We start from the raw sequence: 11,762 nt of genomic DNA on the forward strand, positions 1-11,762 counted from the left end.
GCTTCTAGCGGGCCTGTTCATGGCGCCGGTCCTTGCCCTCAGAACCATCTCGCGACGACGCCGACGACGATCCCCACGAGTCCCACTGCGGCGACCGCTGCCGCGTTGCGCAAGCGGAAGACCCGAAGCCTCAGGGCCATCCCCGCCGCGGTGATGAAGATCAAGCCGATGGAGACGTGGGGAAGCGCTGCCAGAGCGCCCTGCACTCCCCGGAACCCTGCCCGGTCACGCCCGCTGGTGATCTGAGCAGGATAGACGCGGCCGGGCTCGCCCCAGGAGAAGGCGCCGACCGCCGCCACCTTGTCGCCGGTGGCCTCGTACACGAAGTCGCCCGTGCACACCTGCCTGCCGTACCTGCTGGACTCCAGGTCGTGGCACTCCTGAACGGTCAAGGTTCCCGGAGCGCCGGTGAGACCGGTCGCCAATCCGATGTCGACCAGTGCGGGGACAGTGGCCGTCAGAGTCCATCCCACCGCCGCGACCATCGTGGCGACGACCAGGACGACCATGGTGAACATCGACTCGCCGGAGGCGTCGGAACGAGAGGGCATGGTGTCACTGTGGAGTGGTGGATTTGCGACTCACTTGGAAACCACTGGGCCATGCGGTCACCGGGTCCACGCATGTCCGACGGCCTGCGCCCGGTCCGTCACCTCGCCCACCGCCTGGCGGCAGGCGATCCGCATTCGTCCCTTCCGAGCGTGTTCAGGCCAGGTGGCCTTGGCCGGGGAGCGACCTGCTCCACTCCGCTGTGCGGCGGAGCAAGGTCACGGCGGTGGGCAGCGGATCGGCGCCGAGGACGCACGCGTGGAAGGCGTGCGGCATGCCGTCGTAGATGTCGAGGCTCACCGTTCCCGCCGCGTCGGACACCGCTTCCGCGAACCGCCGCGCGTCATCGAGGAGAACTTCCTTCGAACCGGCCACGACCAGCAGCGGCGGCAGTCCGCGAAGGTCACCGTGGAGCGGGGATTGAGGTCCCTGATCTGGCCTGGCCCCGGCCAGGTACTGCGTGCGGACGTGGTCGAGCACGGCCCGGTCGACGACGTCCTGGCCGTCGTTGGCGCCGATCGAGGGGCTGGACAGCGTGAGGTCGGTCTGCGGGGAGACGGCCAGCGCTCCAGCGGGCAGGGCGTCGCCGGCCTCTTTCAGCACGAGCAGCGCCGACAGCACGAGCGTGGCGCCTGCGGACTCACCGGCCAGGATGATCCGGGAGGCGGGCACATCCTGGGCGAGCAGACTCCGGTAGACGGTCACCACGTCATCGAGGGCGGCCGGATAGCGATGGGCGGGGGCGAGGCGGTAATCCACGGCCAGGACGGGACGGTCGGTCGCCTGGGAGAGGCGGTAGGCCATGATCTGTTCCAGGTGGGGGTTCGTGTACTCGAAACCGCCTCCATGGACGTAGACCGTAACCCCCGCCTCGGCGGTCGGCGACCGTGGAGCGGTGACCCAGGTGGTGGGAACGCCGCCGGTGTGCGGCAGCAGCGCGGCGCGGTCGGCGTCGGCCGGGAGGACGGGAGGCTGCGACAGCATGGCGCCGATCTCGGCCAGGAGCTCGGCTGCGGCGTCAGGGGCGGCGGGGATGTGGGTAAGGTTCACGAATGGGTCCTTCGCACGGTCGAGGGGAGACACGTCGTACCGGCTGCAGCCAGATCACCACGAGGTGCTTGTGCCATGGCCGGCGACAAAGAGACCGGTTCGGCGGTCAGTCATCCGGCATCCGGGAATGTCGCGATGGCGGTGCTCAGCACCGTCAGTGCAGGAGTTGCGCGGGCGTGGCCAGGATCAGATGCGACCGGTGAACTGAGACGTCACGAGATCAACCCCCTGATACGACGCCTCCATGCAGCCGGCGTTCTCCTCACCGGCGTCACGCGACGCGGAGATCATTACAGCCCGCCCCCCCGAGGGCTGTCAAACGTCGCCGACGCCGGCTTGACGGGTGATCCTGAGAGTGATGAGATCCGTCGTCAGCGCCGCGGTGTATCCGGCAAGCAGGCCGCCGAGGACATGGAGGCGCCGGACCATGGGATCCCTATGGGAACATCCACCCCTGACGAACGCCTCAGAGCGTTCGGCAACCAGTTGATCAACGTGCATGAATGGCTCCGCGAAGAGCTGGCCAAGCTGCGCGCCGACGTCGAGGCCCACTTGGCGGGCCGCGCCGCACTGCCCCGGGCACTGCCGGCTCACTGCCTGGCGTTCTGCTCGGCGCTGGAACGTCACCACACCGGCGAGGACGCCGTCGCGTTCCCCGTGCTGGGCGAGCGGTTTCCCCCGCTGCGGCCGGTGCTTGAGGAGCTGACACGCGATCACCGACTTGTCAGCGACATCCTGCGCCGCCTGCGGGACCTCCTCGACGGTCTCGGTGACGAAGGTGCCGTCGAGCCCCGGCAGGTGCAGGCCGAGTTCGACGGCCTGGCAGCCCTCCTGGAGTCACATTTCACCTACGAGGAGCGGAAGATCGTCGCAGCTCTCAACGCGCTGGCCATCACCGGCTGGGACGACACATCGCCCGACTTCCTGCTCACCGTCCCCGTCGAGCCGGACATCGGACGCGATGCGCAGCGATGAGTCCGCCGGCGCCCAGAGGTCTACCTCTCGATCGAGACAACCAACGCATCGGGAGTAAGGGAATGGGCCTCATCCACATCGAACTGTTCGCCACCCTCGACCTCGTCGGGCAGTCGCCCGGCAGCCCCGACGAGGACCCGGTGGGGTTCCCGTTCGGCGGGTGGCAGGCGCCCCTGCTGGAAGAGGCCACAGGGGCGCAGGTCTCCGCCGCGTACGAGGGCACGGACGCGCTCCTGCTCGGCCGGCGGACCTACGACATCTTCGCCGCCTACTGGCCGCACCAGGAGGGCGAGATCGCCACGCTGTTCAACAGCGTCCCGAAGTACGTGGCCTCCCGCGGCACGCCCGACCTCTCGTGGGCCGGGTCCACGCGGCTCGGCCCGGACCTGGCCGGCGCGGTGCGTGAGATCCGCGACCGGCACGAGCACGTGAAGGTCGTCGGGAGCCTGAACCTGGTGCAGACCCTCCTGCGCGAGAAGCTCTTCGACCGTCTCGACCTCTGGGTGCACCCCATCGTGCTCGGCGTCGGCAAGAAGGTGTTCGACGGCGGCGCGGTGCCCACGAACGTCACACTCCTCGAACCGCCGGCGGCCGGTCCGAAGGGGACCGTGTACCTGCGCTACGGGCTCGCCGACGGCACGCCTGAGACAGGGGACATGAGCCGCGTTTCATAAGTGCTGATTCTGGCTTCGATCAGAACCAGCTGTTGGACTTCTGGTTGGAGGGGTGGGGATGCTGGAGGCATGAGTGCATACGAGAAGGCCATGCGACCCGAAGACATCACCCGGCTGTTCGTCGAGCGGTCCAACGCCGGGGACGCGGCCGGGGTCGCCGCCCTCTATGAGGAGGACGCGGTGCTGGCGTACCCGCCGGGGAGCCAGACCGTGGGGCGGGAGGCGATCCGCGAGCTGTGGTCGAAGGTGCTGGCCGGGCGCCCCCGCTTCTCACCGGAGGAGCCGTTGCCCACGTTGATCAGCGGCGACATCGCCCTGACCTCGACGCCGCCCAAGGACGGTTCCGGCGCTCGCGCGCAGGTGGTCCGGCGTCAGGCCGACGGGAGCTGGCTGCGGGTGCTCGACCAGCCCGAATTCGTGCCGCCGGGCCGCTCCTAGGACGGGCGAGGGGCGCGGCGGTCCTGGCGCTGGGCGAGTTCTTCGTCGTCCACCAGCGTGAGCATCGGCTTGCCGGGCTCACACAGCATGGTGACGGTGAAGCGGAGCCGGACGTCGTCGCGGTGGTTGCCGTCCTGGTAGTGGATGACGTCGCCGCCCGGCTCCCAGAACACCTCACCGGCCCGCAGGACCCGCTCCGGCTCGCCTTCCAGCTCGAACAGCATCTCGCCTTCCAGCACGTAGCCGAACGCCGGGCCGGAGTGGCGGTGCGGCGGGGTGCCGGGGTCGCCGGGCGGGAACTCGATGACCACGGTCATCACGTGCGCCCCCTCCGGGATGAAGGGCGGCTCGACCTCCTGCAGCATGGTGAGCGCCGTCTGCCAGGCGGGCTTGGCCTCGGACATGGGACCTATCTCCAGTCTCGGTAGCGGATCTCGCCGAGGGTGGCGCCGTCATCCGGCACCAGCGACCTCTCGCGCAGCTCGGCTCCGAAGTAGTGCGCGTGCGGGTCGGTGACCACCTCACGCGGATCACCCCAGGAGGCGAGCGCCTCCCGGAAGAACTCGTCCATCCGGACCTGCTCGGGCCCCGCCACGTCGACCCTGCCGTTCGACGGCTCCCCCACCGAGACCCGGCCGACCGCCCGCGCTACGTCGTCACCCGCGATGGGCTGGAAGAGCACGGGCGCCATCCGCACCTTGCCGCCGTCCGTGGCCTCGTCGGCGATGCTCGGGACGAACTCGAAGAACTGGGTGGCGCGTACGAGCGAGAACGGGATCGACGCCTCCTCGATCAGCTTCTCCTGGGCGGCCTTCGCCTGGAAGTACGGGCGCGCCGGCGGGCGATCCGCGCCCACGATCGACAGCACGACATGGTGGCCGACGCCGGCCTCCGCCTCCGCGGCGAGCAGGTTGCGGGTGGAAGTGTCGAAGAACTCCCGTACGGCGGCTTCCTCGAAGGAGGCGGACTTCGATACGTCGACCACCACGGACGCGCCCTCCAGCGCCTCGGCCAGGCCTTCGCCGGTGAGGGCGTTCACACCGGTGCTCGGGGATGCCGGTACCGCCTCGTGGCCGCGTTCTTCGAGCTTGGCCACGAGCTTCGAGCCGATCAGACCGGTTCCGCCTACTACGACGATCTTCATTCCTGACCCTTCCCTGTGCCCTTGGCCTGGCGGCTGCCGGTTAGGACAGGACGGCTTCCTGGCCTGAGTTGCTTTGGACCTCGTCTTTGAGCGTCCCTCGTGGCGTCTCTGTTGCCACGTACAGGGCGGCAAACTTTCAGCAACCGTCGAAAGCGTCCCTGTCTGTGGGGGTTCGTCGGCCCGCTTGCATCACCGAGCGCGGCCGGTCACGATCTGCAGCCACAGTTCCTCGGTCGCGCTGGCGGACGTCCAGGCGCTTTCCACGATGTCCCCGAGGCCTTTGGCGGGGAGGCGCCGGACGAACCACAGGCCGGCGGCTGTGCAGAGCTCGAACGCCGGGTAGGTGCAGGCACAGGTGTGGCCGCGGACTCGCAGCCGGTCCGCTCTGGGAAGGCTCTTTGCCCAGTCCACCCGTATGGCGTCGGCGCGGGGTGTGGGTACGTGGAGGCCGAGGCACTCTGGGTCCAGCGGCGGACGGCTCACGGCGTCACCGCCAGGCGGCCCTGTTCCTGGAGCAGCGATACGAAGGTGTATGCGTCCTCCGCGCTCACCGTCTGCCGCAGGCCCTGGTCGATGTCGGCGTTCCGGAGGTGGACGCCGCGGCGAGTGCCGTAGAACACGCCTGCGTCGCTACGGAAGATCGACCAGGCGGGGAAGGCCGCGCGAAGAATGTCGAGGTCATAGGGAGGTGGCGTCATGGCTTGAGCGTACGAGGATCGAGCAGAGCCTGTCTACCCCTAGGGGTCACTAGCGATCCCAATGGATCCCTTGAGGCAAATAAATACCCTTCTCGCTCCCTTCCTACCATTAGAGCTGTGATGGAGTTCGAGCCTGACCGCCCTCGCTGGCAACAGATCGCGGACGTCCTCCGTGCGCGCATCTCGACCGGGGAGTACCCGCCCAAGTATCTGGTGTCGGAGGTGCGTCTGGTCCAGGAATTCGGCGTAGCCCGCGACACCATCCGCAAGGCGACCCGTCAGTTGCGAGAAGAGGGACTGATCTACACCGTGCCCAACCTCGGCAGCTTCGTCAGCCCGTCCAGCGAAGCCCAGCCCGCTGCCGAGTAGGCAGAGGCAGTCGCCGACCACCGTCCGGCGCCGAAAGGCTGTGTGACGGAGAAATCGCCCCATAAGCTGTCACCGTGGGACTCGCGGATCTTCGTCGTGAAATGATCCTTACCGCGATCGCGGAGTACGACTCGGTAGGGCGGGACGCCTTCCTGGAGCGGTACGAGTACTGGCCGGCGCGGGGTACTTCCTCGTTCTTGAGGGCCGACGCTACGACTCGAAGGCGATTGCGGGAGCAGCCCACTGCGGGGTCACCGGGCGGCCTCTCCGACCCAGCGACTTCTCCGGCGGCCGGGTAACCGTGGCTCGCCAGCTCATCCGTTTCGGATTCGAAGTCGCCGCTCCGGGCTTGGAAATCGCACAGCACACGATCGAGGATTTGCTCCTGCAGGTCGGCTCGCTCCGCACCGACACGTCAAGGCTGACAGGCCAGCCACGTCGGCACCAGGCGCTGACTCTGTTATCCGGACAGGCCCAGCCCGACTGGAGAGCCGGTCACGGACAGCCGTCGGGATCGGAGCGTTGATTACCCGGTTCGGCCATCCCTCTTTCCGGCTGGCCACCACCATCGAGACCTGGCGGCCCCAGATCCTCGCGTTCATCCACACCGGCATCACCAACGCCGACTCTAAAGGCACCAACCGTGTCATAAAAACCGTCGCCCGCGACACCCACGGCTTCCGCAATCCGGAGAACCAACGACTACGCAGTCGCTGCGCCACCACCCGCCGCGCCCGGGGCACCTCAACCCCGTCTCAATTCGAAGAGCCTTGATCGTGGACGGCATGCCGGGCGGCGAGAAGCTGCATCCGGACGAGCAGGTACGCCGGTACTGCGAGTGTTGCTCCCGCTGGAAACCCGCGGCTTCACAGTGCCGGACGACCTCCGGGGTATCGATGCCTGCACCGCCCTGGGTCGGCTCGAAACCCGGGCCACCCGCGCCATCAACGCCCAGACCGTTGACGACCTGTTCGACGAGCAGCAATAGCTCGGTCAACCGCGGGCGGGCGTGCGGAAGACCTGGCGGACGTGCCAGCCGATGTGGTCCGGCTTGACCGCGTCCAGGCCCGGCTGGGGTTCCCGGGCCTGGCGTCCGGCCAGGGAGAGGACCATGTCGCGGGATGCCTGCGAGCGGCCCACGTACCTGGCCGAGACGGTGATGGTCCGGCCCTGTGTCAGCCCGAGGACGCCCTTGTCGAACAGTTTGTGGTGGATCGCGCACAGGCACAGGCCATTGGCCAGGTCGTCCGGGCCGTCGAAGGCCCACCAGCGGACGTGCGCCGCGTCGAGGCCCACCGCCGTGCCGTCCAGCCAGCCGTCGTACGAGCAGAACGCGCAGCAGTACTCGTACGCCATCAGCACCTGATCGCGGAACCCGGGGCCGCGGCGGACGGGCGGTGGCTTCCTGGCCTCGCCGGTGATCTCCGCCGTCTCCAGGTCCAGGCCGGCCAGCATGCAGAGGTCGGTGTGCAGGGACGGAGCGAAGTTGGCGTCGAGAAGGTAGCGGGCGATCCGTCCCAGCAGGCCGGGTTCCTCCGACAGGGCGCGGGCCAGGTCGGGGTGGAGGCGGCCGCTGGCCTGGCTGTCGCGCAATCTGCCCAGTTCGGGGCCGGGGCTGCCCGGGCCGTGCAGGGTCTCGACCAGCCAGAGGCCGTCGCTGGTCAGGTGGTGGAACGGGTAGCCGGGGCTGGTGTCGCGGGGCGGGCCGTACTCCTTGAGCAGGGTCTTGAGCTCGGCCTCCGCGGCGCTGAAGGGGATCGGCCGGTTGCCGTGGCGTTGGAAGCGGCCCAGGGCGTACAGGAGGAGGAGCGGCTTGTGCGGGGCGCGCTCGCCGCCCCGCGTCCAGCGCCGGATCTCGGCGACCCGCTCGATCCAGTCCACGATCGTCAGTGTAGGGCGATCTTCCGGTTCTCGAAGGATGTGGAGGCATTCGACCATCACCGGCGAGATCAGTGGCTGGGAAGAGCAAGCTTCAGGCGGAGTGCCTCCACTCCACCCCCGGCAGGTCTTGCAGCATGCCATCGAGACGGCGCAGCATGACTGCCCGCTCTTCGGTGGCCACGCCGATTCGGTGGAAAGACAATCCGCCGGCGGCGAGCTCTTCTTCGAGCCGCGACTGCGCCTCCGCCGCGACCGTGAAGACGAGCTGGAAGTCGACGGAATCCCCCAGAACCATCGCCACGGGATCGGCGCCTCCGAGCTTGGCCACCTCGGCCACCACGTCCGCGATGGGGAGCGTATCCTCCTCGACGAGGAATCCCACTCCGCTCAAGGTGGCGATCGTCTGTATTCCAGCCTTAAGCCCGTCTGATGAGTCCTGGCAGCTGGTGACCACGCCGCTGCGGCTGAGACACCGGCCGTGCCGGACAAGCGCTTTCGGGCGTTTCCAAGCACCGATCAGCTCCTCTTCCATGCCGTCGCGCCTGGTTGCACCCGTACTCGCCATCTTGCTGAAGTACAGTTGTGCGGCTGCGGCAATCCCAGTGGGGCCGGTGATGTACAGCAGGTCTCCGGGGCGTGCACCGTTTCTACGCAACGACCGTCCCGGCTCGACCACACCCATCGCGCTGGCGGAAAGAATCAGACGCTCGGCAGTGCCGATGTCACCGCCGACATTGGGGGCTCCGACGCTTGCGCAGGCATCCCGGACACCCTCCATGACCTGGCTGAATACGTCATCCGGCATGTGTTTGGGGTATCGGATCACAGATAGTAGGGCTATCGGATGGGCGCCCATGGCGGCGATGTCACTGAAGTTCGCGATTGCCAGGTAGTAGCCGATGTCATATTCGTTCAGGTGGCCGAGCTCGTAAAGTTGGAACTTGGGACCACGGACATAGTCGGATCCCAGAACCAACTCTTGGTCTCCCAGCAGCCCGAACACTGCACAGTCGTCCTGTGCAGGAACACCCGCCAGCAATCGAGTGCTGCTACCGTTGTCGAGCCGGCTGGACCAGCCACGTGCCTGGTCAGCGAACAACGGGTGGATGATCTCCGCGAGACGTGTCGGCTCGTCGGAAGCAGCTTTGACTTCCACCATGCTTCTCCCCGTAGGATTCGAACTTATGTGATAAGCCACCCCGCGGTCAGGTTCATCGTGGCGTGCAGTATATCTTTGCGGACGACCACTGCATAGTCCCACTCCGGATCCGGTATGCCCAGAAGTCGTCCCGCTACGGAACGTAAATACTGCCTTCGCAAATCACGCCTGGGATTATATATATAAGACCGAGACCTGTCCGCACAATAGAAATACGGCGAGCCGCCCTCACCGAACTTCGCGAGCGCACTGATTCCGCCCAGCTCGCTGCATGCAAGGCCGTCTTCCGATATCTCCTTATGGACGGCTTCCCATTCAAGGGGTAACACATGCAAGTGCGCATGACTGATGCAGGCACCGTGATCCATCTCAAGTGAAGATCCGTGTTCCAGGATGACCGGCTCACGAATGCTCTCTGCGTAGAGGTCGAAGATGCGACCGAGAGCGCGCTCCACCTCCGCACAGTACTCTTTGACAACTTCCGCGAAGCTCACATAGTGGCCATTCGGCACAAGCAGAAGGTGGCCCACGCACAATGGCGACATATCAACCAACAGTGCTAGATTTTCACTCCGTGAAATGATCCGCTCAGATGGATCACCGCCGTAGACTCTCTTGAACGCGGTATCAGCCCTCCCGGACAACTCCTGACAAAAGTCAGCACCCGAGCATGAACCGTCCATAGAGGTATGCATACCGCCCTCGACCCAGAGTTTAGGACGACACCTTTCCGACCCGCAAGGATGACCCAAAGCAGAGTTACTGGGATTCAATGCCATAATACTTCACCAGCACATCTGACCAAGAGCAGAAACGAGTGCACTGGAACGGCAGGCGATTGTGCGATTGGCAACCGCGCGGACCGCAGACCGGAGCGTCCTGCTCATGGCCACGCTGGCGCTCGCTGGAAAGCAATATGGCTATCCTTCCGCCGCTACCTGGCAGTTCATCACGGCCGAGCACCCGTACATCCTGGTGACTCTCATCGCGGTGGTCGGCATCTTCGGCGTCCTGACACCCTTCGAAGCGCTCACGCACAGGATCCGGGTCCAACGCCAAGTGGTCATCCGGGGCCAGATTCTCACCACGTTCGGCCAGCTTCTCGAAGTCACCTCAAAAGTCCGGCCCGCGCTGGCCCCCAGCGATCCGGCGCTTCACGTGTGGCAGCGAAGGCGTACTCTCCGCCATCCTGCGGGCGAGCTTGTCCGGATCGCTACGTATCGGCTGGGCTCCACGCCCATGACCCGCTCTCTCCGACCGGCACGCGGCATAGGCGTCGTCGGGTTGTGCTGGAAGCGCAACCATGAGGTCGGGTTGAACATCTTGGATCTTGCCCAACACCTGACGGACGAGAGCAAGTTCGCGAATTACCGTCAGCAGAACGGTCCGGACGCCGTGATGGGCTTCTCATGGCCGGATTTCGAGCGATACAGGCACCGAGGTGCTGTTTTCGCCAGCCCTGTCAGAAATGGCAGGTCCAAGTTCATCGGATGCGTGAGCTTCGACGCGAGCCATGGCTATGATCAGCTTGACTGTGCCCGAACCTGGCATGAGCTGAACTCTCTTTGCCACCTACTCGGCCAAGACGAACTGGAACATGTCTGAAGCACTGGAAACGTCCACGAACACATCAGTGGAAACGGTCATCAGAATCACCACGCAAACTTATAGCCAGAAGGCTCAAGAATATGCGACGGCCACAGGAGACTATGCAAGTTACCCGGGGCTCGAAGCCGAGGTGCTCTCATTCGCGGACATGGCGCCTGCGCGTCTGCCTCTGCTCGACCTCGGGTGTGGGCCCGGCCGTGATGCCCATCGTATAGCGGCGCTCGGTAGGAAGGTCATCGCCGGCGATATCAGCCTCAGCATGCTTCGATGCGCTCGGCGGCGTGCGGAGGCCGATAACGCGCCCAGCGTGCCTTACATGGCCTTCGATGCGCTACGGCTTCCCTTCCGCGCAGGCGCCGTTGGTGGCGTCTGGGCATCAGGCAGTTTGCTTCACCTCCCCTCGTCCGTGATTCCCCGAGCCCTGTCTGAAATCCTTCGCGTGCTGGCGCCAGGAGGTGTGGCAGCCATCAGCATGCAGTCAGGAACGGGTGAAGGATGGCGCGACGGAGGGACCCTCAACGGCCGGCGATGGTTCACATTCGTACAGCCAGAGCACTTCTCCTCCGCTATGAGCTGTCTTGGATTCGATGACGTGCGGGTACGCCGAACGGGACGACACAACTGGTTCATAGCATGGGGCCGCTCGGCATAGCCTCATAGCCAACTGTCGGGCTCACAGTTGGGTGCCGCCTGGCGGATTCCGCCACGGGGGTCCTTGACGTCACCGAAGTAGCGTGGGATCAGATGAACGTGCAGGTGTTCGATCGATTGCCCTGCTGCCTTCCCCTCGTTGACGCCGATGGTGTATCCGTCCGGGGTGTCGTATTCTCTGATCAATTTGCTACGCGCCTCCCGAAGAAGAGCGTAGGCTTCCAGAACTTCGTGATCTGTCAGTTCAAAGAAGGACGCAACATGCCGTTTCGGAACGATCTCCACATGGCCCGCGACAGCGGGATAGTTGTCGTGCCGGGCAAAAAACGTAGTGTTTTCACACAGGATTCGATTGAGCTTCGGATCATGGCGAAGACAGAATATGCAATCGTCTTTCCAGGATTTATCCACCGTCGTCGCAACCCTCAGCTTGCGGGAGATCAGCCTAAATAGGTGGGCAAATCTGCTCATCATTGATATTCGAGGGTGTGATAGCCAGTAGCGGACAGCAAGGGCGTGCATAGAACCTCCTTGGATGTCCCCCACGGCTGTGGGGACCGAGTTCC

The 11,762-nt window shown here is 65.6% G+C and carries 16 protein-coding genes and 1 pseudogene; 9 read left to right on the plus strand and 8 right to left on the minus strand.

The features are described 5' to 3' along the window. Positions 1-38 precede the first annotated feature (38 nt). Positions 39-551: a hypothetical protein gene (locus KME79_RS21670; RefSeq protein WP_219545996.1), complete on the minus strand. Its 513-nt coding sequence runs from the start codon at positions 549-551 to the stop codon at positions 39-41. Positions 552-705: 154 nt separating this feature from the next. Further along, on the minus strand, positions 706-1,599 hold the full coding sequence (locus tag KME79_RS21675) for an alpha/beta hydrolase (protein ID WP_308248998.1): 894 nt from the start codon (positions 1,597-1,599) through the stop codon (positions 706-708). Positions 1,600-1,674: 75 nt separating this feature from the next. Between KME79_RS21675 and KME79_RS45080 the strand changes: the two genes are divergently transcribed. From KME79_RS45080 to KME79_RS21690, 3 genes are all read left to right on the plus strand, one after another. Next, the gene (locus KME79_RS45080; protein WP_246640198.1) at positions 1,675-2,574 is read left to right on the plus strand and encodes a hemerythrin domain-containing protein; all 900 of its coding nucleotides are present in this window, start codon (positions 1,675-1,677) and stop codon (positions 2,572-2,574) included. A 62-nt stretch (positions 2,575-2,636) separates the two neighbouring features. Further along, positions 2,637-3,248, plus strand: coding sequence for a dihydrofolate reductase family protein (locus KME79_RS21685; RefSeq protein ID WP_219545997.1), 612 nt, complete (start codon positions 2,637-2,639; stop codon positions 3,246-3,248). 69 nt (positions 3,249-3,317) lie between these two features. Beyond that, positions 3,318-3,686, plus strand: coding sequence for a YybH family protein (locus KME79_RS21690; protein ID WP_219545998.1), 369 nt, complete (start codon positions 3,318-3,320; stop codon positions 3,684-3,686). Here the strand turns inward: KME79_RS21690 and KME79_RS21695 are convergent. From KME79_RS21695 to KME79_RS21705, 3 genes are all read right to left on the minus strand, one after another. Continuing rightward, entirely contained in the window at positions 3,683-4,090 is a 408-nt protein-coding gene (locus KME79_RS21695; protein WP_219545999.1) for a cupin domain-containing protein, read from the minus strand. The two genes, KME79_RS21690 and KME79_RS21695, sit on opposite strands and share 4 nt — an antisense overlap. Positions 4,091-4,095: 5 nt before the next feature. Next, entirely contained in the window at positions 4,096-4,830 is a 735-nt protein-coding gene (locus tag KME79_RS21700) for an SDR family oxidoreductase (RefSeq protein ID WP_219546000.1), read from the minus strand. 479 nt (positions 4,831-5,309) lie between these two features. Further along, positions 5,310-5,528: a hypothetical protein gene (locus tag KME79_RS21705; RefSeq protein ID WP_219546001.1), complete on the minus strand. Its 219-nt coding sequence runs from the start codon at positions 5,526-5,528 to the stop codon at positions 5,310-5,312. A 120-nt stretch (positions 5,529-5,648) separates the two neighbouring features. Here KME79_RS21705 and KME79_RS21710 point away from each other — a divergent pair, with 120 nt between their 5' ends. The 4 genes and pseudogenes from KME79_RS21710 (at position 5,649) to KME79_RS21720 (ending at position 6,885) form a co-directional block, all read left to right on the plus strand. Then, positions 5,649-5,897, plus strand: coding sequence for a GntR family transcriptional regulator (locus KME79_RS21710; protein WP_219546072.1), 249 nt, complete (start codon positions 5,649-5,651; stop codon positions 5,895-5,897). Positions 5,898-5,971: 74 nt separating this feature from the next. Then, a pseudogene (locus KME79_RS47735) lies at positions 5,972-6,423 on the plus strand (ScoMcrA-related endonuclease). After that, positions 6,420-6,671 (plus strand): transposase, encoded by a 252-nt coding sequence (locus tag KME79_RS21715; protein ID WP_219546002.1) that lies wholly within the window; start codon positions 6,420-6,422, stop codon positions 6,669-6,671. The pseudogene KME79_RS47735 and the gene KME79_RS21715 overlap by 4 nt, the downstream one beginning before the upstream one ends. 67 nt (positions 6,672-6,738) lie before the next feature. Continuing rightward, a complete protein-coding gene (locus tag KME79_RS21720; protein WP_219546003.1) occupies positions 6,739-6,885 on the plus strand; it encodes a hypothetical protein in 147 nt (48 codons plus the stop codon). A 5-nt stretch (positions 6,886-6,890) separates the two neighbouring features. Here KME79_RS21720 and KME79_RS21725 read toward each other — a convergent pair whose 3' ends face one another. Then, a complete protein-coding gene (locus tag KME79_RS21725; RefSeq protein ID WP_219546004.1) occupies positions 6,891-7,778 on the minus strand; it encodes a phosphorothioated DNA-binding restriction endonuclease in 888 nt (295 codons plus the stop codon). A gap of 91 nt (positions 7,779-7,869) precedes the next feature. Further along, positions 7,870-8,937, minus strand: coding sequence for a thiamine-phosphate kinase (gene thiL / locus KME79_RS21730; protein WP_219546005.1), 1,068 nt, complete (start codon positions 8,935-8,937; stop codon positions 7,870-7,872). A gap of 885 nt (positions 8,938-9,822) precedes the next feature. Between thiL and KME79_RS21740 the strand changes: the two genes are divergently transcribed. Both KME79_RS21740 and KME79_RS47445 read left to right on the plus strand, forming a co-directional pair. After that, on the plus strand, positions 9,823-10,542 hold the full coding sequence (locus KME79_RS21740) for a hypothetical protein (RefSeq protein ID WP_219546008.1): 720 nt from the start codon (positions 9,823-9,825) through the stop codon (positions 10,540-10,542). Continuing rightward, positions 10,535-11,197 (plus strand): class I SAM-dependent methyltransferase, encoded by a 663-nt coding sequence (locus KME79_RS47445; RefSeq protein WP_219546010.1) that lies wholly within the window; start codon positions 10,535-10,537, stop codon positions 11,195-11,197. The genes KME79_RS21740 and KME79_RS47445 overlap by 8 nt, the downstream gene beginning before the upstream one ends. A 2-nt stretch (positions 11,198-11,199) precedes the next feature. Here the strand turns inward: KME79_RS47445 and KME79_RS21750 are convergent, their stop codons facing one another. After that, on the minus strand, positions 11,200-11,718 hold the full coding sequence (locus KME79_RS21750; protein WP_219546011.1) for an HIT family protein: 519 nt from the start codon (positions 11,716-11,718) through the stop codon (positions 11,200-11,202). Positions 11,719-11,762 lie beyond the last annotated feature (44 nt).

It is taken from the genome of Nonomuraea harbinensis, from assembly GCF_019396385.1.
Lineage (GTDB): Bacteria > Actinomycetota > Actinomycetes > Streptosporangiales > Streptosporangiaceae > Nonomuraea > Nonomuraea ferruginea.

Coding starts and splice junctions, on each gene's coding strand:
- KME79_RS21670 (WP_219545996.1), bottom strand. CDS start 551: ATGCCCTCTCGTTCCGACGCCTCCGGCGAGTCGATGTTCACCATGGTC.
- KME79_RS45080 (WP_246640198.1), top strand. CDS start 1,675: ATGGCCGGCGACAAAGAGACCGGTTCGGCGGTCAGTCATCCGGCATCC.
- KME79_RS21685 (WP_219545997.1), top strand. CDS start 2,637: ATGGGCCTCATCCACATCGAACTGTTCGCCACCCTCGACCTCGTCGGG.
- KME79_RS21690 (WP_219545998.1), top strand. CDS start 3,318: ATGAGTGCATACGAGAAGGCCATGCGACCCGAAGACATCACCCGGCTG.
- KME79_RS21695 (WP_219545999.1), bottom strand. CDS start 4,090: ATGTCCGAGGCCAAGCCCGCCTGGCAGACGGCGCTCACCATGCTGCAG.
- KME79_RS21700 (WP_219546000.1), bottom strand. CDS start 4,830: ATGAAGATCGTCGTAGTAGGCGGAACCGGTCTGATCGGCTCGAAGCTC.
- KME79_RS21705 (WP_219546001.1), bottom strand. CDS start 5,528: ATGACGCCACCTCCCTATGACCTCGACATTCTTCGCGCGGCCTTCCCC.
- KME79_RS21710 (WP_219546072.1), top strand. CDS start 5,649: ATGGAGTTCGAGCCTGACCGCCCTCGCTGGCAACAGATCGCGGACGTC.
- thiL (WP_219546005.1), bottom strand. CDS start 8,937: ATGGTGGAAGTCAAAGCTGCTTCCGACGAGCCGACACGTCTCGCGGAG.
- KME79_RS21740 (WP_219546008.1), top strand. CDS start 9,823: ATGGCCACGCTGGCGCTCGCTGGAAAGCAATATGGCTATCCTTCCGCC.
- KME79_RS47445 (WP_219546010.1), top strand. CDS start 10,535: ATGTCTGAAGCACTGGAAACGTCCACGAACACATCAGTGGAAACGGTC.
- KME79_RS21750 (WP_219546011.1), bottom strand. CDS start 11,718: ATGCACGCCCTTGCTGTCCGCTACTGGCTATCACACCCTCGAATATCA.